Annotated in this window: 21 protein-coding genes; 7 read left to right on the top strand and 14 right to left on the bottom strand. The window is 54.7% G+C overall.

Translation table 11 applies throughout. The features are described 5' to 3' along the window. Positions 1 to 44: 44 nt before the first annotated feature. Positions 45 to 1,211, bottom strand: a complete 1,167-nt coding sequence (locus tag ACYX34_RS16330) for an outer membrane beta-barrel protein (protein ID WP_462077639.1) — start codon at positions 1,209 to 1,211, stop codon at positions 45 to 47. Positions 1,212 to 1,378: 167 nt separating this feature from the next. Continuing rightward, a complete protein-coding gene (locus ACYX34_RS16325; RefSeq protein WP_462077638.1) occupies positions 1,379 to 1,606 on the bottom strand; it encodes a hypothetical protein in 228 nt (75 codons plus the stop codon). A gap of 181 nt (positions 1,607 to 1,787) precedes the next feature. Here ACYX34_RS16325 and ACYX34_RS16320 point away from each other — a divergent pair, with 181 nt between their 5' ends. Then, a complete protein-coding gene (locus ACYX34_RS16320) occupies positions 1,788 to 3,062 on the top strand; it encodes a cation:proton antiporter domain-containing protein (protein WP_462077637.1) in 1,275 nt (424 codons plus the stop codon). Positions 3,063 to 3,381: 319 nt separating this feature from the next. Here the strand turns inward: ACYX34_RS16320 and ACYX34_RS16315 are convergent, their stop codons facing one another. After that, positions 3,382 to 3,624, bottom strand: a complete 243-nt coding sequence (locus tag ACYX34_RS16315) for an ion channel (protein WP_462077636.1) — start codon at positions 3,622 to 3,624, stop codon at positions 3,382 to 3,384. A gap of 314 nt (positions 3,625 to 3,938) precedes the next feature. Between ACYX34_RS16315 and ACYX34_RS16310 the strand changes: the two genes are divergently transcribed. The 3 genes from ACYX34_RS16310 to ACYX34_RS16300 all read left to right on the top strand — a co-directional run bounded on the left by ACYX34_RS16310 (position 3,939) and on the right by ACYX34_RS16300 (position 6,965). Continuing rightward, positions 3,939 to 4,853 (top strand): mechanosensitive ion channel family protein, encoded by a 915-nt coding sequence (locus ACYX34_RS16310; protein WP_462077635.1) that lies wholly within the window; start codon positions 3,939 to 3,941, stop codon positions 4,851 to 4,853. Positions 4,854 to 4,989: 136 nt separating this feature from the next. After that, the gene (locus ACYX34_RS16305) at positions 4,990 to 6,087 is read left to right on the top strand and encodes an AI-2E family transporter (protein WP_462077634.1); all 1,098 of its coding nucleotides are present in this window, start codon (positions 4,990 to 4,992) and stop codon (positions 6,085 to 6,087) included. After that, positions 6,084 to 6,965 (top strand): YihY/virulence factor BrkB family protein, encoded by an 882-nt coding sequence (locus ACYX34_RS16300; protein WP_462077633.1) that lies wholly within the window; start codon positions 6,084 to 6,086, stop codon positions 6,963 to 6,965. The genes ACYX34_RS16305 and ACYX34_RS16300 overlap by 4 nt, the downstream gene beginning before the upstream one ends. Positions 6,966 to 7,152: 187 nt before the next feature. Here the strand turns inward: ACYX34_RS16300 and rnd are convergent, their stop codons facing one another. From rnd to ACYX34_RS16285, 3 genes are all read right to left on the bottom strand, one after another. Continuing rightward, positions 7,153 to 8,352, bottom strand: a complete 1,200-nt coding sequence (rnd, locus tag ACYX34_RS16295) for a ribonuclease D (RefSeq protein ID WP_462077632.1) — start codon at positions 8,350 to 8,352, stop codon at positions 7,153 to 7,155. Positions 8,353 to 8,365: 13 nt separating this feature from the next. Continuing rightward, positions 8,366 to 8,995 (bottom strand): J domain-containing protein, encoded by a 630-nt coding sequence (locus tag ACYX34_RS16290; RefSeq protein ID WP_462077631.1) that lies wholly within the window; start codon positions 8,993 to 8,995, stop codon positions 8,366 to 8,368. Between the two features lie 101 nt (positions 8,996 to 9,096). Beyond that, positions 9,097 to 10,539 (bottom strand): malic enzyme-like NAD(P)-binding protein, encoded by a 1,443-nt coding sequence (locus ACYX34_RS16285; RefSeq protein WP_462077654.1) that lies wholly within the window; start codon positions 10,537 to 10,539, stop codon positions 9,097 to 9,099. A 156-nt stretch (positions 10,540 to 10,695) separates the two neighbouring features. Here ACYX34_RS16285 and ACYX34_RS16280 point away from each other — a divergent pair, with 156 nt between their 5' ends. The 3 genes from ACYX34_RS16280 to ACYX34_RS16270 all read left to right on the top strand — a co-directional run bounded on the left by ACYX34_RS16280 (position 10,696) and on the right by ACYX34_RS16270 (position 16,661). Then, positions 10,696 to 14,376 (top strand): aldo/keto reductase, encoded by a 3,681-nt coding sequence (locus ACYX34_RS16280; protein ID WP_462077630.1) that lies wholly within the window; start codon positions 10,696 to 10,698, stop codon positions 14,374 to 14,376. A 33-nt stretch (positions 14,377 to 14,409) separates the two neighbouring features. Beyond that, complete coding sequence (locus ACYX34_RS16275; protein WP_462077629.1) at positions 14,410 to 14,976, top strand: OmpA family protein; 567 nt, start codon at positions 14,410 to 14,412, stop codon at positions 14,974 to 14,976. A 131-nt stretch (positions 14,977 to 15,107) separates the two neighbouring features. Then, a complete protein-coding gene (locus tag ACYX34_RS16270; RefSeq protein WP_462077628.1) occupies positions 15,108 to 16,661 on the top strand; it encodes a Ppx/GppA phosphatase family protein in 1,554 nt (517 codons plus the stop codon). Between the two features lie 226 nt (positions 16,662 to 16,887). On the opposite strand, the gene ACYX34_RS16265 is transcribed toward ACYX34_RS16270, so the two are convergent. The 8 genes from ACYX34_RS16265 to ACYX34_RS16230 all read right to left on the bottom strand — a co-directional run bounded on the left by ACYX34_RS16265 (position 16,888) and on the right by ACYX34_RS16230 (position 26,404). After that, positions 16,888 to 17,412 (bottom strand): SixA phosphatase family protein, encoded by a 525-nt coding sequence (locus ACYX34_RS16265; protein ID WP_462077627.1) that lies wholly within the window; start codon positions 17,410 to 17,412, stop codon positions 16,888 to 16,890. Between the two features lie 200 nt (positions 17,413 to 17,612). Beyond that, positions 17,613 to 18,041, bottom strand: coding sequence for a tetratricopeptide repeat protein (locus tag ACYX34_RS16260; RefSeq protein ID WP_462077626.1), 429 nt, complete (start codon positions 18,039 to 18,041; stop codon positions 17,613 to 17,615). 38 nt (positions 18,042 to 18,079) lie between these two features. After that, positions 18,080 to 19,477, bottom strand: a complete 1,398-nt coding sequence (locus tag ACYX34_RS16255; RefSeq protein WP_462077625.1) for an ExeA family protein — start codon at positions 19,475 to 19,477, stop codon at positions 18,080 to 18,082. Positions 19,478 to 19,508: 31 nt separating this feature from the next. After that, entirely contained in the window at positions 19,509 to 20,336 is an 828-nt protein-coding gene (locus tag ACYX34_RS16250; RefSeq protein WP_462077624.1) for a CpsD/CapB family tyrosine-protein kinase, read from the bottom strand. A 16-nt stretch (positions 20,337 to 20,352) separates the two neighbouring features. Continuing rightward, a complete protein-coding gene (locus tag ACYX34_RS16245) occupies positions 20,353 to 22,125 on the bottom strand; it encodes a GumC family protein (RefSeq protein WP_462077623.1) in 1,773 nt (590 codons plus the stop codon). 4 nt (positions 22,126 to 22,129) lie between these two features. Beyond that, positions 22,130 to 23,356: a hypothetical protein gene (locus tag ACYX34_RS16240; RefSeq protein ID WP_462077622.1), complete on the bottom strand. Its 1,227-nt coding sequence runs from the start codon at positions 23,354 to 23,356 to the stop codon at positions 22,130 to 22,132. A 3-nt stretch (positions 23,357 to 23,359) separates the two neighbouring features. Then, positions 23,360 to 23,923 carry a polysaccharide biosynthesis/export family protein gene (locus ACYX34_RS16235; RefSeq protein WP_462077621.1) on the bottom strand — a complete coding sequence of 188 codons (564 nt, stop codon included), beginning with the start codon at positions 23,921 to 23,923 and terminating at the stop codon, positions 23,360 to 23,362. A 48-nt stretch (positions 23,924 to 23,971) separates the two neighbouring features. After that, positions 23,972 to 26,404 (bottom strand): tetratricopeptide repeat protein, encoded by a 2,433-nt coding sequence (locus ACYX34_RS16230; protein ID WP_462077620.1) that lies wholly within the window; start codon positions 26,402 to 26,404, stop codon positions 23,972 to 23,974. Between the last annotated feature and the right edge of the window lie 20 nt (positions 26,405 to 26,424).

Raw genomic sequence — 26,424 nt, 5'->3', positions numbered from 1 at the left:
GAGGGTGAACACCCAGAGCAATGATCCTCACATGCGGGCAAGGGTCATTGCTCGAGGTACCAGATCAACGAAAAGAGAACGAGATGCTGCCTGGGCGTCAGTCCGATCGTACCGGCGCTGTTGAAGTCACCCCGATAAAACCCACCGCCCGATCCTCGTGACTCGTCGTACCGGTGCTCAAGCCTCACGAGGACCGTACCAAGTGCGGCAGGCACGCGGTACTCCACGGTCGAGGTGACGGCTGCGATCAATTGTTCCGAACCGGTGATGCGGCCGTTCCGATCCCAATACACCTCCGGACGCAAAGCAACCCGCCATGGGCCGCTGATGTTCCAACTGGCGCCAAAGACACCTGCCATCCAAACGGTTCGTGGATGACCAGGATGTTCTGCTGCGTTTTCAGTCCCAATATCATAGGCCACAGCCAACGTCACCGGACCGTCCTTCCATTCAAGGATGCTGTCGGAAAATACACGCCAGAATTCCATCGCGGTATTGGCCTGATCCGGGCCATAGTACAAGTTCTCGATCAGGGTCAGACGAGAGAATGGTTTCCAAACCATCTGCGTGCCGTAACTCGGTTGGTTATTGATGTGAGAGAGATAATTGTACCCATTGATGACGTAGAGGCCAATCTGCACGTTCGGATTGACAGGATAGTACGCCCCAAGGCCAAACATAAAATAGGGTGCGTTATCGGCCATATAGCTGCGCGTGTAGTTCAGATTGTAGCGCGAATAGATCGATTGATACCCGATATAGCTGTTGAAGAGACCGGCCGTTACCTTCACTCCATTTCCAATCGGAGCCAGAAAGGAGATATTGGCTCTGGAGAAATGTTTGAGCTGCTCGGCATAGCCTATCGGCCTGTCGCGTTCCGGAACGATACTAGGCACGAGCCCTTCGATATCGTTTCCCTCCTGCAATCCAAACTCGATCCCCCAGCGCGACTGGGCAGACACATCCTTTCGGATGTATCCGACCGCCATGTTCAACGCTGGTTCGTTGACGCTGTACGTGGTGAATTTTGACCGCCACAACCGATTTTCGGGAAAGTTGAAATCGACTGCGTATCCCACATCGATTGCCCCTCCATAGTGCCAGTCGGATTGAGCGGCAGACGGTTCTTCACCGAACGACGGATCACCATTGCCGACCGTCCATAGCAGAACAACCCCGAGAACAGACGTCCATCTCAGAAACAGATTCATGCGCGAGGCTTCCGCATTGGTTCAACCACCTTGACCTTAATCATGAAAGCTTACACAGGCTGAAAGGCTACGAATGTCGCTGGCCACTCATCAGATATCCGATCTATGGCGACTCTCCTGGAGAAACCCAAGACACCACCGCGTAATTAGTCGCAACGTGGATCTCGTCACGACATCGCCTCCGGCTTACTGACTTTGAGACCATTCAGACCTCCAGCAAGATTCCCTAACGACCAAATCCTCAGGCGAACCGTAACACCGGATCGGACATTGATGAGATCCGTAGCGGCAAGAGCGACGATCTGACAGACAAGGCGGCAGCAACGGGCCAACAACCGCACTGCATGATTCAGGAGAATTTGGCAGAAACAACGGCGCAACAAGGAAGAGAGCATCTTGGTTCGTATTCATTACATAGAAGCCTATTGTGCTAGAAAATATGAGCGTACGCTACAGCAAAACTAGTTGTCGCACCAAGCGATCCGTCTTATTCACGTTTGGTTGCGTTCGTGGAACTGCCGCCGCATAATAATTCCGGATGTCAGGTCATTTGTAATCCGGAATGAGGCTGTGCACATGGAGTCGTTAAGCGTCGAGCTCGTCTTAGGGCTATCGGGATTGACGATCCTGGTCGGCTTAGGCGGCGAGTTGATCTTTAAACGAACGGGAATCCCGAGCGTCCTACTATTAATGGGATTTGGCGTATTGCTCGGACCGGTCTTCCACTTAGCCGAGCCGACCCAAGTCATGAAATTGGCTCCCTACTGTGGAACGCTCGCGCTGCTGATCATCCTCTTCGATGGAGGAATCAACCTCCATATCATGAAAGTCATCAAGGAAACACCGATGGCTTTGATGTATTCGGTGATGGTCTTCGGCTTGACGATCCTCTCGGTGATGGGCTTCTACATCTGGGTGACCCAGGAATCCTGGTTGCATGGTCTACTTCTCGGCACCATTTTGGGAGGGACCGCTGCGGCCATCATCATCCCGGTGACATCTCACATGCCGTCCCTCCGTGATGCCACCAAGGTGTTGTTGAGTCTGGACTCAGCCATCTCCGAGGTCTTTGTGGTGGTCCTCGCATTGGCCTTGATGGGGACCATGAGAGACTCCCAAGGCAACGGGCATTTCATCCGCGAGATCTTTCATGCCTTCTGGGATGCCATCATGCTGGCACTTCTGGCAGGCGCGCTGTGGGCAAGGCTCCTGGCATGGCTTGATGGACAAGCGTTGTCCTACATGCTCACAATGGCTGCAATTTTGGTGCTGTATTATGTGGCGGAAGTGATCGGTGCCAACGGAGCCATCACGATTCTGTTGTTCGGCCTCGTCCTGAGCAACATGGAATTTCTCGTCGGTCACCTGGTCAAGCCGATTCGTGTATTGATCGGATACGAGCTGGACCAGGCCCAATTTGCGTTGGGCGAGTTCATGAAACGGATGAATGAAGAATTGTCGTTTCTGGTGCGAACCTTTTTCTATGTGCTGTTGGGGCTAATTTTGGACTTCTCGGCGTTGACTGTTGAAATTTCGTTGATGAGCTTGGGGTTGTTCTCGATCGTCGTATTTGTTCGCGCGGCCGTGACAGAAGGCCTGGCTCGTTCAACCTGTGGATGGTCTGTAAATGAGCGTGTAGTAATCGCCGCAATGTTTCCCCGTGGCGTGGCAACGGCGGTCATGGCTTTTCTTCCGACTTCCACGGGAATCCCGGGCACCGAATTATTCCCAATCTACGCGCTGACCGTCATTGTCTTGTGTGTACTCGGTATGACGCTCATCTTAACCCTGTATCAGCGTCGACATCCCTCACCTCCTGCTGAATCGGTCCCTGCGGCTTCGATGTCCTGAAGAACAGATCGGACTGAACGTTCAGCATCTGCTGGTGAACTCGTAACGAGTACCCCTAACATTTCCCTCCTGAAATCTATCAGTCTGCTCCAAGCTCAAATCCTTCTGCATAGTAGCGTTCCGATACAGGCGCAGCAGGGGATCGGGACACAGTTCAGTCGTGGTCTTCTCGATTCCGTCTGACTGAACCATTTATTCAACCAAGGCAAGGTTGCCTCGTGTTGCGGGCAGATCGTTTGGATGGCTGAAACTGCACACGATGACATGGCCGTCGAGACTGACCTGACATTTTGTCGTGCAATATCCCTCCATAATGGTGTCAGATGCTCAATTGATAGGCCGTTCCTAAAAACCAGAACCAGATACTGAGCCGAACCGACATGATGACCAACATACACAATAATCGTGCGTGCGTGGAGAGAGGGACGATGTCTCCATAGCCGACCGTCGTCACAGTGATCATGGTCACATACGCCACCATCTCAAGATGAACAGCCCCGTCGATCCGATCACGAAATCCCTCATGATCCGCCCAGAGCAGGCCAAATATACGACCACGCAACGATAATACAAGCGCGACCCATGTGGCCAGGTTTTGGCCGGGAACGAGACATCCGGCGTGATGAGGACCTTAGAGACGTCTGTCTCAACATGGTCTCCTCAGCTAAAGCGATGGAGCGTCAGTCAACTGTGTTTAGGGTGCACACTCATGGTAGAACGTTTTCTCATACATGAATGGAGTTTATAGTTATTCGATTCTGACCCGACTTCGTTGTTCGGCAAACAGTGTTACCAGCGCGCAAGGCCAGCGTTGCACGTTACATCGCACTGGAGCAGCAGCTACACGCGAACGAGCGTTGACAAAGGAGGTTCAGTATGACGGCATCCTATTTCACCATGCTGGGTGATCGACTATTCGCATGGGCATCGATTTCCGGCCTTCGTATCGTGATGATCCTCACCGGTATGCTTATACTTTTAACCCTCAGCAGGCATGCGATTGAACGCTTTCGACGAATGTATGAGGGCACTCTCCCTGCCCCGGCGCAGGTCAAACGAGCCGAGACATTGTTTTATGTTCTCAGGGACATCGCACGTGTCGTAATTCTCGCACTTGGTGGGATGATGATCCTATCGGAAGTGGGCGTCGACCTGAAGCCCTTGCTGGCGGCGGCAGGACTCGGTGGGTTAGCCATTGGGTTCGGAGCGCAAAGTCTCGTCAAAGACGTCATCTCCGGATTTTTCATCTTGCTCGAAAACTCCATCCGCGTCGGAGATGTCGTAGAAGTTGCCGGAGTCAGCGGGTTGGTTGAGGAAGTGACGCTCCGTACCATCCGACTGCGCGATTTGTCAGGCAGTGTGCACGTGATTCCAAACGGTGTGATTGATAAAGTCAAAAACATGACCAAAGATTACTCATTTTGCGTATTGAACGTCGGCGTCGCCTATCGAGAAAACGTGGATGAGGTGATGCAGGTGTTACAGGAGATCGCTGAGGAGGTTCACCAAGATCCACAATTTTCAGACGATATTCTGGCTCCGCTCGAGATGCTCGGGGTCGACGAACTCGCCGACTCGGCAGTGATCATCAAATGTCGCATAAAAACCAAGCCGATTCAGCAATGGCGCATCGGCCGAGAAATGAACCGGCGTATCAAGAGGACCTTCGATGCCAAGGGAATCGAAATACCATTTCCTCAGCGAACGATGCATTGGAGCGAACCCTTACAGCGGAAATTGGCTCCTCAACACATGTCTCAAGTATCAGAGGAGCAACCCGAAGCAACCTGAAACAGGAAGGTCAGACCGGCCGCCGACGGTTAGCATATCCTTGAACGGCCCACTCTTACCATCTCGTATCGTGGTAAGTACAGTTTATGTTCGACTTTCGCTGATGGAAGAATAGCCGCTGCCCTAACATGACATAATGAGCAACGAACCAACACAATCTACGACGGCGCAGCTGTGGGTCGCCATCACAACTACCGCCTTGTGGGTGGGAATGGCCTATTTATTGTTCGTCACCTTTCGTCCCTTTCTTTCAGGACTGCTTTGGTCGGCTGTACTCTCGTATAGTCTCTACCCGCAGTACCGCCGAATCACGACATTGAGCGGAAACCGGCGATCTCTCAGTGCATTGATCATGAGTGTTACGGTCACCGTCGGTGTTATTCTCCCCCTCGCCTATCTGTCGTTTTTAATCGGGAAAGAAGTGGCTCAGAGTTATCTGACGATCGTGTCGGCCCTCGACCAGGGGCCCAATATGATTGAGCAATGGCGAGTGCACCCCTGGGTCACCATGATGTCGGAGCAACTCCAGGAGTTCGAGCGAATGACAGGTAGCAATCTGCGCTCCATGTTGATCGACAACTTAGCTCAACTCGGTACGGCGCTCGTGGAACAATTGACCCGAGTGGCAAAGAACGTGTTTGCCGGCTTGCTGGAGCTCGGAATTATCTTGCTCTGTACGTTTTACTTCTTTCGCGATGGCCAACATATCGTTCATTGGCTTAAGGACGTCCTACCGTTTGAGGCGCACCTGCAGCAGTTGGTGGCACGTCGCTTCGGCGAAGTCGTACAGGGGGCCGTTCTCGGTAATACACTCGTAGCCGCACTCGAAGGTCTCGTAGGAGGCTTTGCCTTTTGGCTCGCAGGAATACCGGGTCCGCTGTTATGGGGCGCCGTGATGGGGATCCTTGCCTACTTACCGCTCGTGGGAGCCGGAATTGTCTGGCTACCCATCGCCTTATACTCGTTCATTCAGGGCGATTTCTCAGCCGGTGCCATTCTATGTTTCTCGGGGTTTCTCATCGCCGTGCTCGACTATGTTGTTCGCACGGTGGTCGTCGGCGAGACGTCAAAACTGCACACCTTGCTGACTTTCTTTTCCGTCCTAGGCGGCATCCAGTTCTTCGGAGTCGTTGGTATCGTGACCGGCCCCCTAGTCGTCGCCATCAGCTTCGCGATCTTGGAGAGTTATCGTACAGAACGAACGGGTACAATCCCCCATAATCCTTCGCCATGAATATGCGCTGGCGCCAACGGTTCAATCGTGCTTGGGCGGCCATCGTGGCCATCAGCAGCAAGTTTTTTGCCGACAATGGATTATTCCTTACGAGCGCTCTCGCCTTTAACCTCCTCTTGTACTTCATTCCCCTCTCACTACTGATGGTCTCGCTGCTCGGGTACACCGTCCTAGACTCTGAGCGCGCCATGAACGAAGTGCAATCGGTCCTGCGTGCATCGCTTCCTCAATCCCAACAGGCACTGGCAGAAAACTTAACGGCCGTCGTGAGCGATCGTGGCCTTCTCGGTTTCTCCGGCATTGTCTCCTTTGTCGTGTTCAGTAGTTTCCTCTTTGGGTCTGTGCGGATCGTCCTCAATGCGGTGTTTCTGGCTCAGCAAACTCGCACGTTCATCAAAGGACTTGGGATCGATATTCTCATGACTGCGCTCGTAACCCTACTCTTGCTGGGTGTGGTCGCGAATACATCGTTCGTGACGATCGCATGGACATTCCTAGAACAACACCCCTCATCGACAGTGTTGTTTGAACCAGCGTTGATGACCTTCGATAAAGTCATAGGATTTATCGCGACCACGGCCCTGTTCTACGTCCTCTATCGAGTAGCTCCAGCGGTGACCTTGCCTTCGAAGGCGATTTTGATTGGATCACTCAGCGCAACCTTGCTCTTCCAATTGGCACGCTGGGGATTTGCATGGTACGTCTCGATGGCCCAAGCATCCCTCGTATTGTACGGCACCTTGGGAGGGCTTATGTTTTTCTTCGTCTGGCTGTACTACTCTTCGCTTGTCTTCATTCTTGGCGCCGAAATCGCCTGGCATTACGCGATGAACGGAGCCCCACCAACGGACAACTCACCTACCTCCTCTCAGGCATAGCAAGCAACACATTCATCTTACCTCTCGCCGTCATCGCCCGTTCAGGACCTCAACTGCCCTTGGCGTGGCATGCCACAACGTACAGGTAAGCGGCCATATGGTCGAAGAATAGGATGCAGTCGGCCGACTAAGGAAAGAAATCCAAACCAGATTAATCTGAAGGATCACGATGAACACGTGCAGAAGGCTAGCGGAGCCGATCAGAGGGTGCCCATCGAATCGTACGTGTTTGGGGGTCAATGATCAACGTAAGTTTTCCATCCAGCACATCGAGGAGCAGGTCCCCCACCAGCATTCGTCGCCATCCCTTCAGGAGCGGAATGTCCAGCGCCGATCGATTCGCCTTGCTATCAACCAACTCCTGAAGGTCGCCCGTCGTGGCCAATAAGGTCGGGGCAATCTCTTCCTGCAGCGCTCGCGCCTTCACGATCGCCTGCATCAACTCCACCAATCCGTTGAGTTCCGGCTCAGGTTTGCGCTCCTTGATGAGGACCGGCCAGGCTGACGGTGGAAGCGCCAACGCCGCCTGAATCGTCGCCAACATCGACTCTCCATTACGGTCGACCTCTGAACCGTGAAGCCCTCGGACCTTTCGTAACTCATCTGGATGCCGCGGCGGATGCCGCGCCAATTGGAGCAGGACCTCATCCCGGACGACTCGGCTTCGAGGCACATTGCGCCGTTTCGCTTCCCCTTCTCGCCAAGCCGCGAGCTCACGAAGAATAGCTGCCGCTTTCGGCTTCAGTTGATCCCATCCTCGTATGCGCTGATAGCGTTCCTGCGGTTCGCGTCGAGCTTCGCCGACCGCCCCTTCGAGACGTGCGAACTCTTCATGCACCCACGGCAACCGACCGAGTTTGGATAACTTGCTCTCCAGATGATCATGGATCGCCAAGAGGAACGTCACGTCCTCCAGGGCATAGGCCAATTGATCGTCGGACAGTGGGCGGGCACTCCAATTGGTAAACGTATGAGCCTTGTCCAGTCGTTTTCCATGTACCCGCTGAACGAGGTTGGCATACGCGACCTGTGAGCCAAAGCCCACCATGGCTGCCGCAATCTGGGTATCGAAGAACGGTTTCGGTATCTGCCCGGCATGAACCGCAAAAAGATCCAGGTCTTGCCGACCGGCATGCACGACCTTCTGAATCCGCTCATCGCAGACGAGTTCCCAGAATTCATCAAGGCCGCCCTCGGACAACACCGCCGGAAAATCGATAATGGCCGCCGTCTGCTCGGTCGCGACTTGAATGAGCTCGAGCTTCGGAACGAAACTGTCTTCCCCGACGAATTCGGTATCCAGCGCGAGGCGAGAGCTATCACGAAGCTGCCGACACAACTCGCCAAGCGCATCGGCACTGGTAATGTACGGTGGAGGAATCAACATCTTCTCCGATCGATTATTCAGAGGGGCTGTAGGGGTGATCCGGTGGTCGCATCGGTTCCGTATTGCTCAAACTGAGGTATTCCTTGAGGAATTGATAGGCTTCCAACATCCGGCGCAGCTCCGGCTCAGAACTGCGATCCCCGTTATTGGCATCCGGATGGAGCTGCTTGGCCTTGGTCCTGAAGGCCGCCGTCACATCCGTCAGCGAACTCCCGAACTCCACGCCCATGATGGCATAGGCATCCACCGCGTTATTCACCCCGGTCGGATTCTCCGACAAGGATCCCGCTCCACTGGCAGCTTTCAACATATCGGCCAGACTGACCCGTTTGCGACGCCGACGTGGGCGCTCCCGAATTTCACTATCGAATTCATCCCACCGATCTTCGACAAATTCCAACCGAGACTCCAGCCGCATGGCGCCGCTTAAATCCCGAATCACGGCCAACTCTTCTTCGATTTCGATCAACGACTTGATGATTTCCTCCAGGCCATGTTCCACCTGAAAAAACCCATCCACCCGTTCTTCCATCATCGTCTCAACCGCCACGTCCAGGCTCTCCTCGGTTTTTACACGCAACGAACCGATCCGCCTCTGCATGCCCGTTCGGAATTTCAAAAACTTCGCGGTGGAAAACGGCATCGCACTCCTCTGATGTTCAAGGGGCGCATTCTACCACAGGGGCTGCGTCGGGCTGAAGGCTCAAGAAACCGTGCAAAACCAGCTGCATCAAGGGGAAGGGGTTACTCAGGAAGGGGCGGATCGTCCATTCTTGCCCGTCTTCTGGCGACCCCACTCGCGCGAGCTGCTGCCGCCACGGCTCTCGCCACGCTGGGGACGACTTCCTTGTCGAAGATGCTGGGAATGATGTAATCCTCACCCAACGTATTCTCCGGGATCACATGCGCAATGGCCTGTGCCGCTGCCAACTTCATGGCTTCGTTGATCTCACTGGCCTGCACATCGAGCGCCCCCCGAAAGATCCCGGGAAACGCCAGAGCATTGTTGATCTGGTTCGGATAGTCTGATCGCCCCGTGGCAAAGATCCTGCTATTGGCACTGCCGATTTCAGGAGGCACTTCCGGATCTGGGTTCGCCAATGCAAAGACGATTCGATCGGGAGCCATCAGATCAAGATCCGCTGCCGTCACGACATTGCCGACTGACAGACCGATGAAAACATCGGCGCCTTTCAACGCATCACGCAACGTGCCCTTCGGATTGTCCCGTGTCAAACAAGCCTGGAGGTCGGTTCGGCAGGCCCGGAGTTGCTCGGCTTCCCCGGAAAGAATGATGCCCTCCTTATCGCATCCCAGCACATGCATGGCACCAGCCGCCAGCAATATGCGGCAACAGGCCGTACCGGCAGCACCAAGCCCATTGACGACAATCCGGACCTGGTCCAGTGGCTTTCCGGTGACCCGAAGGGCATTCGTCAACGCAGCGAGCAACACCACAGCCGTGCCATGCTGATCATCATGCATCACGGGGATATCGAGGGATTGTTTCAACTTCTGCTCAATTTCAAAACACCGCGGTGCACTGATATCTTCCAAATTAATCCCGCCGAACCCAGGTGCGATTCCTTGGACGATTCGAACAATGTCATCCGGTTCTTGCGTACTCACACAAATGGGCCAGGCATCGATCCCGGCCAGCTCTTTGAAGAGCATCACCTTGCCTTCCATAACGGGAAGCGCCGCCTCCGGCCCGAGATTCCCCAACCCCAGTACGGCGGAGCCATCCGAGACGACTGCCACACTATTGCTCTTACTCGTAAAGGTATAGACTTTGGACTTCTCCTTCGCGATGGCCTGCGACACCCGTCCCACTCCCGGCGTATAGACCATGGAGAGCACGTTCCTGGTACTGATCGGGACCTTACTGCCCACCCGAATCTTGCCTCCAAGATGAAGAAGAAAAATCCGGTCGGAAGCGGACAACACGGTCACATCAGGCAACGCATGCAACCGTGCCAATACCTTTTCACCATGTTCCTCGCTCTGGACATCGAACGTGAGGTCTCGCACCATGCGTGTCTTGGTCGCCGACACCAAATCGACCGCCCCAAGATTGGCCTCTTCCTCAGCCAACAACGCCGCCACATGCGCAAAAATGCCGGGCTTATTCGTCAATTCCAATCTGACTGTCAGTCGGTAGTTCGAATATGGGCCGATCTCACTCATAGGCACCGAGGTCCTCCCCTTCCTCCAGTGAAGCCTACCATAAACCCGCCGTTCGTGAAGCGCATGACGTGCCGGACCCGGACGATTCACGAAAGACGTTTCGCCCGCGCCTCATCTCCGTTGACGCTCTTCTCGTCACGATGCTAGGTTGAGCCTATGTCCTCATCTTCCACCAGCGGCAAGCCGAATCGGCTCATCCACGAAACCAGCCCCTATCTGCTGCAGCATGCCTACAACCCCGTCGACTGGTATCCCTGGGGGCCGGAGGCGCTGCAACTCGCGAAAGAAAAGAAGCGTCCCATCCTCCTTTCCATCGGGTACTCTGCCTGCCACTGGTGCCATGTCATGGAGAAGGAATCGTTCGAGAATCAGGGCATCGCGGAACTCATGAATCGGTGGTTCATCTGTATCAAAGTTGACCGAGAAGAGCGACCTGATCTCGATGAGATCTATATGGCCGCCACAATCGCCATGAATCATGGGCAAGGTGGTTGGCCCATGACCGTCTTCCTGACACCGGAGCAGCAACCATTTTTTGCCGGCACATACTTTCCTCCTGAGGATCGCTGGGGGCGACCTGGCTTTGGTTCTGTCCTGAAGAAAATTGCCGACTATTGGGAGACACGCCCCTCAGAGGTCCTGGAGCAGGCCAAAGAACTGACCGCCCAGTTGCAAGATTCACGGCAACGCCTCTCCCCTGTCTCGATCAGCGAATCAGTCCTAGAAGAGGCCGTCGTTCAGTTCAAAGACGAGTTCGACGAGACCCATGGCGGCTTTGGAACGGCGCCCAAGTTTCCCCCCGCCATGGGTCTATCGCTCTTGCTTCGCAGCCATCGACGATCAGGCGATGCTCACACGCTGACCATGGTAACCAAGACTCTCGACATGATGGCAGCCGGTGGGATCTACGACCATCTCGGCGGTGGCTTTGCACGCTACTCTACGGATGCCCGATGGCTGGTCCCTCATTTCGAAAAAATGCTCTATGACAATGCCCTCTTAGCGCGCGTGTATGTTGAAGCCTATCAAGTCACCAAGAAACCACTCTATCGGGATGTCGCAACCGACGTGCTTGATTATATCTGCCGCGAGATGACCGGTCCTGAAGGCGGATTCTACTCCTCAACCGATGCCGACTCCGAAGGCATCGAAGGCAAGTTCTTTGTCTGGACTCCGAACCAGATCAGAGAGGTCCTCCAAAGCGACGAAGACACGCAGCGATTCTGTGCGCTGTACGACATCACGGAATCCGGCAATTGGGAACATACGAATATCCCTAATCGGCTGCGACCAATCGAAGAGGTCGCGAGACAGCTGAATCTGACCACGGACGAGTTGCTGGAAAGTGCCTCCCGTGCAAGGCCTCTGCTGTATGAAGCGAGGAGGCAGCGCGTGCCTCCTGGACTCGATGACAAGATCATCACCTCGTGGAACGGCATGATGCTCTCAGCCATGGCTGAAGCCGCACGCATCTTTGACGACGCCCGATATCTCCAGCAAGCCACGCGGACTGCCGACTACCTGCTGCGATACCATGCCAAACCTGATGGACGGTTACTTCGCACCTCACGAGCCGGTCGTGCACATCTCGACGCGTATCTGGAAGACTATGCCTACCTCACCGAAGGCTTGGTGGATCTCTACGAAGCCGGTGCCGCTGAATCCTATCTCCATGTCGCCGCCCGATTAGCCGATCACTTGATGACAGACTTTCATGACAAGGAGCAGGGGGGATTCTTCACCACGGCACAACAGCACGAAACCCTCATCCTCCGTCACCGCGAAGGCACAGACGGTGCGACACCCAGCGCCAATGCGGTTGCGGCGTCTGCCCTCGCCAGGCTGTCCTGGCACTTCGATCGAGATGACTGGCGCCGTGCTGCCACCGCCGCGATACGCGCCTACGGCCGACAGGCGACTCGCTATCCTCGTGCGTTTGCCAAGAGTCTTGCCGTCGTTGATTTTTTGACGGAAGGTCCGGTGGAACTGGCTCTTGTCGGTGAGGCCTCGCAGGACGCGCTCCGTTCGCTTCGACAAGCCGTGGCCCAATGTTATTTGCCCAACCGCATTATCGCGACAAGTTCATCGTTGACACCGTCGTCGCTGCCTCTGTTGCAGAACCGACCAACCGTCTCCGGCATGCCCACTCTCTACATTTGCCGAAATTACACCTGCCGACAGCCGATCACAGATCCTCGTGCCGTAACAGAGGCTTTACAAACTGATCAATCCGCCAGCGTGGAGCTGCGGCATGAACCAAGACTGCTGCGCGGCACCGTGCTGGCTGGACAGGCAACTGTACAGGGGACGGCCACCTACGCATCCCGCATGCTATCCCGAAGCGGACAGGCCGGGCTGGCCCAAGGCCTGACACCGCTCGGTACGACCGGTCTCACCGCGACACGGATTGGATTCGGCACCTATCGAGTCGATACCCAGCATGTTGAGCATCGCACGGCGCTCACACAGGCCCTACGAACCTCCTGCAACCTTATCGACACCTCCACGAACTACACGGACGGGGACAGTGAGCGATTGGTGGGATCCGTGCTGGCTGAGCTCGTGGCATCCGGTGAGATTCGGCGCGATGAACTCATTGTGATCTCTAAAATCGGGTACATCCAGGGGCAGAATCTGAAGATGGCGGAAGCGAAGGAAAAGGCTGGGCATCCCTATCCCGATATGGTGAAATATGGGGACGGGATTTGGCATTGCATTCATCCCGAGTTTTTGGCCGACCAGCTGACCTCATCACTGGATCGTCTTGGCCTGACAACACTCGACGTCTGTCTGCTCCATAACCCCGAATATTTCCTCTTGGCAGCGCCGCATCAGGGCGCATCAGAGTTGGAAACGCTACGCACAGATTTCTATGATCGGCTTCAACAAGCCTTTGCCTATTTTGAGACACAGGTGGCGGCTGGACGCCTCCAATATTATGGTGTATCCTCGAACACGGTCGCATTGTCCGCTGATGACCCGGAAGGAACATCCCTCTCGCACATGGTACAGGCAGCTGAAACCGCGGCACGTTCTCTCGGGAATTCCACCCATCACTTTCAGGTGTTGCAGTGCCCGATGAATCTTTTCGAATCAGGACCTGCCGCCATCGCCAATACCGGACCCTCGTGTGCACAAACGGTTCTTGACTATGCACGGCAACACCACATCGCCGTGCTGGTGAATCGGCCATTGAATGCCATGGTGGCACGCAACAAGATGATACGGCTTGCGGAACTCCCCGTTGATGACACATCGATCGACCTTGATCGGCAGCTGAGCGCGGTGAACACCCTTGAACAGGAGTATCGGACCTCCCTTGCCCCAGGTATCCAACCGGCTGGGACCGAACACACTCCGAGCGACTACTTCAATTGGTCTGCGGAATTGCGACGCATCCTGCCACAGATTCAAGGGCTCGAACATTGGGAACAGATCGAGCACCACATGATTGCGCCACAAGTCAATCAGGTTCTCCAACTGCTTTCACGCCAGCTCTCCGGTAGTGCCGCCGAGCAATGGGAACAGTGGCGACAACGGTATATTCCTGAGCTCCTGACTCTTCTACGTGCATTCAGACAGGAGGCAACCCTGCGAAGTCGGGCACACACTGAGCGAATCGCTCGCATCATCCGTCCGCTCTTGCCGAACGCACACCATACCGCCTCGCTCTCCCAGCAGATGTGCTGGCTCCTGAGCAGCACGCCGGGAGTGACCTGCGTCTTAAACGGCATGCGAACACCGAAGTATGTTGAGGATTCATTGGCAGTCTTGAGCTGGACGCCGATCAGCGAAACCCAGCCGATCTATGAAGGAGCCCAGACACTCCGTCAGTGACGGCCGGCTTGCCCGTCACTCAAAGGCAGACCTATGATTCCGGTACGCAGTGTGACGCTCGTCGGCCTCCTCAGTCTCACCGCTCTGCTGATACCTGGGTGCTCCTCCAGGTCAGGATCCCTCATTGGTCAGGACTTACGTGGACAGGAGGAACGGATTGCTGAGCCAGCGATTAAGGAAATCCCACCAACCGATGCCCACCTCACGGGCTCGCGTACAAGTTCCGCTATGCAGTCTGAACTGATGGCCCGTAATGCCACCGGGCTCGATTCCGGTATGCTCGCCGACATCTTATTCGATTTTGACCAGGACGTGATCGGAACGGAAGAAATGCGAATCTTAGATACAAATGTTCAACGACTTCAGCACGACAGAGTCACACATCTCCTCTTGGAGGGGCGCGGTGATGACATCGGAACATCGGCGTACAATCTCGTCCTCGGGGAGCGTCGAGCCAAAAGCGTCCAGGCCTCGCTGCAACAACGCGGACTCGCCATCGACGTGATCACAACAAGCTATGGGAAAGATCGTCCGCTCTGCTTTGAGCACACCGGCGAATGTCGGCAGAAAAATCGCAGCGTTCATCTGGTCATCCAATAGAGCCGTAACTCAGATTGAACCACTCCTGTTGGTAACCCTCGACGTTATCACACCTTGTTCACACTCCACTTCTTGACAGCCCCCTGTTTGTCTATTAAGGTCCGTACACTCTCACACTAGAAGGAGTTGTCGTGCCTAAACTGGCCGTCATCGACATCGGAACGAACTCCATTCACATGGTGCTGGCAGAGATCCTTCCTGATGCCAGCTTTAAAATTCTGGACCGGTTTAAAGACATCACCCGATTGGGCAACGGGGTGTTCGCCACCCGACGCCTTTCCGATGAATCCATGGCCCGCGCGATGAATGTACTCAAAACATTGGTCACACTCGCCCACAACAAGGGATTTGAGCGCATCACGGCCGTGGCGACCAGCGCGGTGCGTGAAGCCCAAAACGGCGGCGAGTTTGTTGCGATGATCCAGGAACAAATCGGGCTGAGAGTCCGTGTCATCAGCGGGGTGGAGGAAGCTCGGCTGATCTTTCTTGGCGTCAAGAACAGTATCGCTCTGCCGGACGGACCGACATTAGTCGTCGATATCGGCGGCGGATCCGTAGAGTTGATCGCAGGAAATCGAGACGGCCTCATGCACGGCACCAGCCTCAAACTGGGTGCGATCCGGCTCACCGAGCAATGTCTTCCAAAGACTCCGCCATCGGAATCGATGATGCGCTCGCTTGAAACCGTCGTCACGACGCACCTCCGTGACGCCATCGAGTCCTTTAAGATGAAGAAGTTTCACTCCCTGGTCGCTACCTCAGGCATGGCCGGCAACGTGGGAGAAGTCGTGCATCTCCGTCAGATGGGTCGCCCGTTGCCACAACACAATCTGGCAACCGTTTCATTGAAGCATATCCGAAGCTTGGAAGCTGAGTTGGCTCGTTCATCAGTGAAGGACCGCTTGGCCATTCCAGGTCTGGATCCTAAACGCGTCGATACTCTGCTGCCCACGACCGTCGTGCTGCGATGCCTGCTCGAACTGTCCGACCTTCAGGAAATCACGCTCTGCGACAAGGCCATTCGAGAAGGAATCATTTACGACTTTATCGCCCGCCATCGTGAAGGGTTGAAGGCCGAGCAGGATTTTCCTGACGTCCGCCGTCGCAACGTGATCGGTCTGGCTCGGCGCTGCCATGCCCCGGAGGGTCATTCACTCCATGTAGCCAGTTTGGCCTTGCAGCTGTTTGACCAGACCAAGCGCGAGCATCACCTCGGAGACCAGGAACGTACATGGCTGGAATATGCCGCCATCCTGCACGACGTGGGGTATCACATCAATCCCAGGCAGCATCACAAGCATACGTATTATCTCATCAAACATAGCGATCTTGGCGGGTTGACGGCTGAGGATATCGATGTGGTGGCCAGTATCGCCCGCTATCACCGACGGGCCTTGCCGACGGTCAAACACGAGGAATTCAACAGCCTGCCGCCCCGCCTTCAACGCGCCGTTAAGATCCTTGCCTCACTGTTGCGAATTGCGGATGGACTCGACCGGACCCATTTTTCCCTGATTCAACGTGTGCAGATCAAGTTTGGGAAGCAGATCACCATCGACGTGCACCTCACGGGCGACGCAGAGATGGAACTATGGGCTGCAAAAAACCGAGCAGATCTCTTCGAACAGGTCTTCCGCCGACCGGTGCAGTTCTCCGGCGTGCCGCTGAAAGCTGACCAGTCATGACCGAGTCAGATCTGATCAAGGCGGCAGCTCGTCCCTATCCCGTGAAACGGATCTTCGTCGAAGGCATTGAAGAATTCGACACGTTGCAATGAAGGTCAGGTCCAACGTCGTCGATGTCAGGAAATCACCAGAAAACATCCGGGACAAGTCGAGAGTGTCTATCCTTCCGGTGATGCAAAACCCGACACCTTCGGTCGGTGCCAAGCCCATACCAACCTGAGCATCTTCACTCTGCCTGCGTGCTGGACGAACGCTTCCCAATCGCTCGTAACTGTCCGGGCCTCAGCCACCAGCGCAGCCGAGCCTGTCCAGGTTTGACACCGTTTGTTAGTTCGAGACTGGCAGCTCCAGCCTTCTTGAGTGGAAAATTAGAAAGCACTTTCCCGCAGAGTAACAGGCTCGCGACTTCACCCAACAGAGGTTCATGCCCAACACACAGCACAACTGCGTCTGAGGGAAGTGTGCGAAGAAGCGCCATGAGTTGATCTGGTTTTGTTCCCACCGTCAACTCATTCCTGGTTTCCAACTCGAGGGTTGGACAGACCGCCATACGCACAATCCTTGCCGTATCGTATGCCCGCACGAAGGGACTCGTGAACAGATACGTCGGCTGGCAACCCAGTAAAACTATCCCTTGAGCTGCCTGTCTGGTGCGCCTCTTCCCCTGGTCCGTCAGCGGACGATCCTCCTCAGTCCCCTTCCACTCATCTGGTTCTATCGCAATGCCATGGCGAAACAGAATGCATTCCATCGTCACTCCTCTCCGTGTCAGAGACCTGAGTATGAGCGGCAAGACGTTCGACCGCCACCACAGAAAAATTTGATCAGGTTACGCAACGTTGAAAGTCGCGGCCGTAGGAATTCGGCAGATGGCACGGAGAGGCGCTCTGTACGGGGTGCATCCAAGCGGGTCTACGAAAATGCCATTTTGGCCGGAAACACGTCCTCTGCCTAGCGCTTTTTTACGGCGACTGTCGGGCGGCGGGAGCTGAGCCGCTCGATCCTCTCCGTGACATCCCGATAGTCCGGATCTTCTCGCCTAATCCAGCGATAGGCTTCGAGTGTTTCCGCAACGCGCCCCAATGACTCCAGCGTGCGACCGAGAACATAGAGTATTTGAACGGTTTCCTTTGAAGAGGCCGTGGCCACATTCAGTGCCTTCCGAAAAGCCGGGACCGCTTCTTCATAGCAACCGGACAATTTATAGCAAAGCCCGATCTGTGCATAGGCTTTCAGAGTCACTGACGTCTCGACGGCAGCCATTTCAAACTGGTCGATCGCAGCGTTATGCAATCCTGCCTGTTTAAGCGCAAGTCCTCGCTCATAGCGTTCCACAGGGCTGACGGCTGGATCGGACATCTGCCCGGCTGAATCAGACATGCGGGCCTTCATGGCTCATGATCACTCGTGAAAACGAGTCACTTGTGGCTGCCGACGAGAAATCGTTGAACATTGTCGATGATTCCACTGAACCAAGAATGTGTTCTTGTGAGTTGTTCATCGCCTTTCCGCGACGGCTTCGGAGATTTAGCCAGTTGATTCAATCGATTGGAGACATCTCTAAAGGATGGAGTGGACTGATTGATTCGCTCATACACTTCTCTCGCTTGATCAGTCTTTCCAACGGATTCAAGACTACGCCCCAAACAGTAAAGGACATCCATCATCTCTTCCAGTGGCGCCGTGGGATCATCCAGAGCCGTGCAAAACGCTTGAATCGCGGCCTGAGGCTCCCGCATCGTGACATAACAAAAACCGACCTGGGCATACGCCTTGAACCACAGGGACTTGTCCCTGGCAGCGGCATGAAAGAGTTCGACGGCCTCTTTCATCTGCCCTTGTGCTTTTAAGACCATCCCTCGTTCATAGTCCTCTTCCGGAGAACGACTCGAATCGGCTTCAGACGGTTCATCGGCAATCGAGGAAGTCCGGATGGAACCTTGGTGTTCTAAGGGCTCGTCCGGAGCAGATGCAAGGTCAACTAATTCTTCCGTGGCAGCCAGCGGAAGTATTCTCCCTTTGATCCGGTCAAGGGCAGCCTGAGCGACTAACTTTGCAGTAATGGTCCGCGCCTGCTCGGCATAACCATAGGTTAAGGCAATATCTGCCACTTGATTAATCAGTCGTGGATTCCCTTGACTCAATCGATGCACGAGCGCGCAGGCCTGGTCGGTAAAGAGCCCTGGACGCCCGCCCGCAACCTGCAGTCGATGGCGAATACAATTGAGCGTATCCGTCTCCGACAGTGGTTTGAGATGATAGTCGACGACAATCCGTTGCGCGAACTGAGTCATATCGATCCGTTGAAGCAGCGTATAGAGATCAGGTTGACCGGAGAGAATGATCTGTAACTTTAAGGTCCTCCCGTCGTTCATGTTCGACAACAAACGCAGCTCTTCGAGCAACTCCGCACCCAGGCTTTGTGCTTCATCAATGACGAGAATGACACGTCGTGACCGCTTCGATTCTTGAGCGAGAAACTCTGCAAAGAGGTGGTAGGCTTCGATGGGGTCGAGCCGTTTGGTACTTAACCCAAGAGACAAGAGGATCCATGGCAAGAGTTGCTCGATATCGTACCGCGCGTTGGTCACCAACCCGATTTTGTGCCGGCTTCCGTGCTCAGCGATGAGCTTCTGAAGAAGGGAGGTCTTCCCGACACCGGGATCCCCGGTGAGCACCATAAAGGGAGCCTCGCTCAGAATGCCATATTCCAGCAGACTATAGGCCGCCTGATGTTCTGTGCCCTGATAAAGAAAGCTGCTGTCTGGTAGGAGTGCGAACGGTTTGGCTTTGAACCGATAGAATGATTCGTACATAGATCTGCCGTTCTAGATACAACGGTGCGGCCTAGGGGGCCAACATGGCCTTCATATCCGCAAGGGTCAAGGACGATCGTCCAGCCTTGTTTAGCACCGTTCCTAAGACTGGTCGTGAGTTCTTGACCAATGATAGGGCGCGCTGCAATTCCTCACCCGTCGTCTTCCCCTCCTCGACGACCATCAGAAGCGCGTCCGTGTACGGAGAAAACGCCAAGACATCCGCCGTATGCAGCAATGGAGGGAGATCAAATATGACGACTCGGGAGGGATAGCGATGCTTCAACTCTTCCACCAACGCAACCATCTTCGGTGAGGTCAAGATTTCAGTGGAATTTGAGATCGCGCGACCTCCGGGCAACAAGACAAAGCGCCCAATCCCAGGGTGCAACAGCAAGTCTTCGACAGGCTGATCATCAAGCACGTAGTCGGCCAGCCCGAGACAATCTTTCAAACCAAATACTTGATGCACCGTAGGATCCTGCAGATCCGAATCCACCAACAGTACGGTCTGCGTTGTTTCCATTGCCAGACTGACCGCTAAATTGACGGCCGTCAGGGTCTTCCCTTCTCCATAGCCGGGACTCGTCACACCCACGACATTCCATCCATTTTCACGAAGCCGCTGTGTGACTTGGGTTCGAAGAATTTTATAAGCGTCGACGAACGGCCCCTTCTTATGCGCGGCCATCACACGATGATTACGCAAAACCGTGTGGGCAATGCTCAGTGATCTGGTCTTCGTATATGTAATCGGCGGCGGCACCGACAGGGTCGCAGTTCCCCCGCTGGCTTCACCACGGGTGGAGGAGCCTCTCAAATCCTTATACAAGTCAAGTGCGGCACGGATGCGATCCATAATAGCCCTTTCTTGGTTACTCTACGCCAAACCGCCTTAGGGCTGAAAACCATAGGACATCCAAAGGGGTCACAAAGACGTGCACCAACACGATAGCCGTCGCGACAACGCCGATTCCAGCCGTTTGCACGACCCTCCGCCTGAGCTTGACGTGGAACACGTCTTCTTCATTCGGCATGAACGGAATCACCGCGAGAGGGAACTGCTGCGTCAGGACTACGAGTTGATCGGGCGTTCGTATGGAATGGTCAAGTGATTCGGCGGCTGCCCCCACACCAACTCCCCCGCCTACTGCGAGAAGGAATCCAAGAAGAACGATGGCAAGTCGATTGGGTTTATACGGCTTCTCGGGAAGACTGGGCGGGTCGATGAGCGAGAAGCGTTCGCCTTTTCGCTGAACCTCCAATCCTTCCGACACCTTTGCCTCCAGCAATCTTGAGCGAATCTCTTGATATTTTTGCCCCGAGGTGTCTCGATCTCGTGTCAGCACCAGATACTCAGGCTCAATCTCTGGTCCGCGTTCAAGACGCGTGGCATATCCTTGCAATCGCCGCTTGATGTCCGTACGGGTACTCCGAAGCGCCTCCAGTGAGGAGGTCACGGAGTTCAGCTGAGCCTGCAGATTAATATAGGCCGGATTTTCAGGCCGCTGATTCACAACCTTCCGGGGCACGCTTCGGAGTCGATACACTTCCTGCTCTAGGCCAGCGATTTTTCTATGAGCCTGGAGTACATCGGGATGCTCGGGCCCCAATCGATCTGAATCCGCTGCGAGGGCTGTACGTGCCGCATTGAGCCGCTTGGAAGCTTCGTCGGCATCAGGGGGCTCTCCCGCCTCTTTTTCCAACGCGTCGATCTCTTGTTTCATCTTAATAATATCGGGGTGCTCAGGAGAAAGGTTGGCGGCAATTGCCGCATACTCCGCACGCAATGCCCGCAATCGCTCGGTTGAATCGAGAATGCGCTCCCCCGTCACGGAGAGAATTGGCGTATTTGGTTTAACCGTCGCCAATTCCCCATCGAGATACGTTTTGCGTTCTTCCAGGCCACGAACCTGCTGATCAATATCCATCAACTCGCGTTCAGCTTGGTTCATTAATTGTTGATTCAAGGGCATCAGCTCAGGAAGCGCCCCTTTGGCCCGCTGCTTAAATGAGGCGATCTTTTCATCAATCTCGCTGATGTGCCGTGCAAGATTTTCCGCCTCTTGCTGAAGAAAGGACGTGGCTTCCTGCGCTTGCCGCTCACGACTCTTCAGGTTTTCCCCAAGAAACAAGCTCGTCAGTTCATTGGCCACTTTCTGAGCCAATTCGGGAGATCGACTCAGATAGGTCACAGTGAACGCAATGGTCGCCTTGGTGGCATGTTGCGTACGTTTATCCACAACATCTGCGCTGATAACATCAACTTCGATGTCTTTCACGAATCGCGTCACGATCTCTTCCGCCGGGGCACTTTTCTGCTGATCTTTATACAGATTGAACTGCTCCACGACTTTCCAGAGCGTTGTCCGACTCATCACTTGTTGTTTGATGGTCTCAATGCGTTGGTCCGCATAACTCGTAATCGTTGATCGGACAAGATCCGACGGGATCTCCTGCTCCTCGATCAAGATCGTGGCCGTTGACTTATACGTCGGCGGCCAGAGAAACGCCAACAGCAAGGAGACCGTCAATAGGCCAAGGCCGGTCAGGAGGACAAGTTTACGGCGGCGATGGAAGGCCCCGATGTAGTCCTTCAAACTCATGGTTGGTGCGGGAGCTTGGAGTGAGCCGTGTGTCTGTGCCATAGCCTCAGTGGGACCATGAAAGTTTGGGAGGTGAATAGGTCACCATCAACGTCGTCGCATGAGACTCAGTCGAGCTGATTGCGGTATCTATGTCGCGCCATCGATACATGTACGATACCTCCGCATGCCACCATTCGAAAAATTGCCATACCAACTTCGGGGCCACGCTGACATAACGGTTTTCTGGAAAGGTTCCGCCGATGGCCGTGCCCGCTTTTCCGGTCGTGAGCATTCCAACCACATTCAGCCCGCAGGTCAGAGTCTCCGAAAGATCATAGGTTCCGGAGAGCTCGCCTCGATTGGTCTGAATCAAGAGCCCAAATCCGCTAGGGCTTAAGTCTCGAGCAACCGAAACCTGCAGCATGGCTCGTTCAAACTTTTTCATCATACTGGCCCCTGCCAACCACACCGTCTCATTGGCAACAACGGAGCCACCCGGTGTCTGCGTCGTGGAGGACAAGAACCTGGGACCGCCATAGACAGTTCCTGTCAACGATTCATCAAAGGCATGGGTAAGACTCATGTTGATTCCTGGAAAGTTAGCTCGAAATGGGACTGGTGAGTCCGTGGTGCGGACATCCATATAGGACCCGGACAGTTGAACCTGATCGCGTTCAGTCAGCAGATACTGCAGTCCAGTCGTCCCACCCACGACGCGATGGTCCGCCAACTTGGCGGTTTCATACATCGTGTCAAACAACTGTACGCTGGATTGAATTGACAATTTTTCCGTCACCGTTCTTGTCCATGTCGGATTAAAGGTCCACTGATTGCGCTGGGCGAACTGCAGAACAACCCCGGTCGCTTGCAATTCACTGAGCAATGTATTGTCACGGATGAATCCTCCGTTGAATCCGAAGAGATCCTGTTCCGTTCGATAACGCATCGACAAGGGAGCAAAGACATTCGTAAATTGCCGATCCTCTCCCCCGAAATATCCGACAATATCCGCGGCGAGCCTACTGCTGAGGTCGAGCCGTTCGGTCTTGCCGGACAACTCCGTCGCCGGTGTGATCCAATAGCCATAGGTGTCGTGATGGGGTAACGGCGTCAACAGTAAGTTGCTGTTATACACTCCCTTCGCCCCAATAGAAGGAGACAGTGACCACTCTGCGGCCTCACTATGGAATACCACGCCGTATCCCACGAGCCAGAGCAGCGCCATGAACTGCCCGATGCCTCTCACATATCGACGGTGATGACGACCTCCAACCTCATCCCTCTCAGACATTGGCTACGGCACCATGACGACGTCACCGCGCTGGAGAAGAATATTCTGTTCCAAGTCTCTCCCTTTTCGAATATCTCCGTAGCGGAAGGGAATGGCCTGCTGCTCTCCCCTCACGCGGCGCATCACTTTGATATCGTTCTCTCCGGCAAACGGCGTCAGACCGCCAGCAAGACTCAGCGCCTGCAGCACATCAGTGTAATGGCCGATCACATATTCACCTGGTTTATTCACTCGCCCAACGACATACACCTTGTAGCTGGCGACTTTCGTCACGGCCACAGAGACATTAGGATTCGGGATATACTTCGTGAGGCGCTTCGCCAGGTCTCCACGAATATCTTCGACGGTTTGATTCTCCGCCTGGATGTCGCCGACGAGGGGAAACGAAAACATTCCGTCGGGTCGTACCACCACCTCTCGCGTCAACTGCTCGTCCTTCCAGACTGATACCAACAGGACATCCTCCGCGCCAAGTCGGTATCCCGGCTCAAGCTGCGACACCAGAGAGGGAGGCATCGCATCTCCTGCATGGGCAGGCATCATCGCCATGATAATACCCACGGTCATCAGTCCCCCACTCAGTATCGATCGCACTGAACAAAACATAGATATTTCTTACCCCCTTAGCTGTGCGAGGACCTGCTCGGCCTCTCGTCGCCCTTCAAATGGATCGGAATTCTTGAGTGCTTTGGAGAGATAGGTGCGAGCCTCTGCTCGTTGACCGGATTGAAAGAAAGCGATCCCAAGATGATAGTTGAGGACAGACATGTCTGGAGATTTGGCAACCGCGTCTTTCATTAAACGAATCGCCTCTTCCTGCTGCCCCATCTTGAATCGAACCCACCCGAGTGTATCAATGAACAACGGATGGGGAGCGTCCTTCTCAAACTCTCTGCTGAGGCCGAACGCTCTCTGCAAACTTGCTGGATCCCCTTTGTGATCGACGAGCAAGACCGCCAAGTTGTTCGCCGCCAACAGATTCCGAGGATTCAATCGCAACGCCGCCTCATAGGCAGCAATGGCAAGATCAGGCTGTCCTTGCTCCGCATGTGCAGAGGCCAACAACATGTGCAACTCTTCGCTGTTGGAATTGGTCTTGAGCGCCTCTTGTGCAATCTGTACCGCCACGTCCGGTTTCTTCTGGGATAACGACACCGTAGCCCAGTTGAGCCACGGTGTTATCCACTTAGGATTGACTCGAGTGGCTTCCCGATAATGGAGTGTCGCCTCGTCATACTGTCGTGAGAGCGACAAGACCTCCCCCAGAAGTCCGTGCGCGAATGGATGATCTGTGTGAGAGGCCAAGATAGACTCCAGCCTGGTTCTGGAGCGAGCAACCTGCCCTAACGCTACCTCTACCTTCACAAGCGAGAGTAATGGCTCCGGTTCGTTTGGAGCGAGCGTCATCGCTCGTTCATAGGCCTGGCTTGCCTCACTCAGGCGACGCTGCGCCTCGTAAAATCGCCCCTCAGCTAACAGCGCAACAGACTGATTGTCGGCGGATACCTGACGAAGTCTGGTCAATGTACGTTCTGCTCCCTGCCAATTCTTCGTCACCACATCCAACGTCATCAGCATGTCAAGCGCAGTGACATCATGCGGACGCTGTTTTAAAAGTTCCTCGAGTCGTGCACGGGCCTGCTGGTACCGTCCACTTTTACTCTCCAGCAATGCCAGGGAGCGTTTGGCATCCACCTGGTCCGGATAGAGGACCACCGCCCGTTCAAAACTGTCCTTTGCAAGGTTGATATCGCCCGCAAGCTGATAGGCCTGGCCTAGCAGATAATGAACAGCAGCTAACTCCGGCTGATCGTGCAAGACCGTACGAAACGCCTGTATCGCATCCTTCCCGTTTCGTCTGATCAATGCCATTTGCCCTGTGAGAATCAAGCCTTCTGTTGATCGAGGATTCTCTTTCAAGACCTCCTGCACTTGACGTTCAGCGTCCGCGTGCTTTCCCTCCAGAAAATCCATTTCCGCCAATTTAACCTTAGCCTCCAGACCGATGGGCTTCTCTTTGTATTCTTCGATCAATCTGGCATAGCACTGACGCGCTTTGATGCTCTGTCCGTTTTTTCTGTAGAGCGCACCGAGTCCGAATTGGATTTGGGTTGAATGTGGGAGTTGTACTGTCGCATCAAGTAGCACCTGCTCGGCGGAGGCCACATCGTTCTTGTCCACAAAATACTCAGCAAGCATCAGACGGCGCTGTTCGCTGGTTGAATCGAGCACGATCGCCTCTCGCAATACGGCTTCCGCCTTCTCCTTGGCTCCTTGCTCAACATAGAAGCGGGCCAGTCTCACCCGATGATCAAAGGACGTAGGTTCGGTCTCGATCATCCGCCGCAAAACCGCCTCGGCACCGGTCAGATTATTCGCCCGCATCAAGACCCTGTTCAAAACATTCAGAAGATCCAGGTTCCTGGGGTAAGCGTCAAGGGCACGCCTCAATGTAGACTCTGCCTCACGATGCCGTTGTTGTTGGCCGTACAACGTTGCGAGGAGGATGGCAACATCTGGTTCGGTCGGGAACTCCTTCGCAAGCGCCTCCGCCGTGGGAATAACCGAAGGAATCGCCTCTTCGGTTACGGCCTGAGCCGCAATTTTCAGTGCACTGGCCTGAGGATGATGAGGATCTTTTTTCAGCACCATGTCCGCTGCTTCAACGACATGTTCGGTCAGCCGCGCCTCGAGATAGTATTTCCCAAGAGTAATAAGGGCAGCCGTATGATCGGGAACCAAGCGAACTGCCTCCTGATACAGTTGAACGGCATTGCGCCAGTTTTTCTCTTTTTCCTCAACTTGAGCGAAGAGGTAGTACGCCTCCGCATCTTTAGGATCGATCTTCAACACATTTCTCAGCGCCACCCTCGCCTTGGGATAGTTGGCGGCATCGATGTACTCAGTGGCTCGCGCAAAGTACTTCGCCTTCCGCTCCTCCGGACCGCCGCACGCGGTCAGAAGAACCGTCACGAGGAGAACGATGCCGACCGTCCCACGCATCTCGACACTCCACTTCCGGTGCTCGTACCGGTTTTCAATGCTCATGCTTGTAGGTTATTACGTAA

The organism is Nitrospira sp. CMX1 (assembly GCF_054902215.1).
The sequence above is the reverse complement of the archived record's forward strand: the minus strand, read 5'-3'. Positions and strand labels throughout refer to the sequence as shown.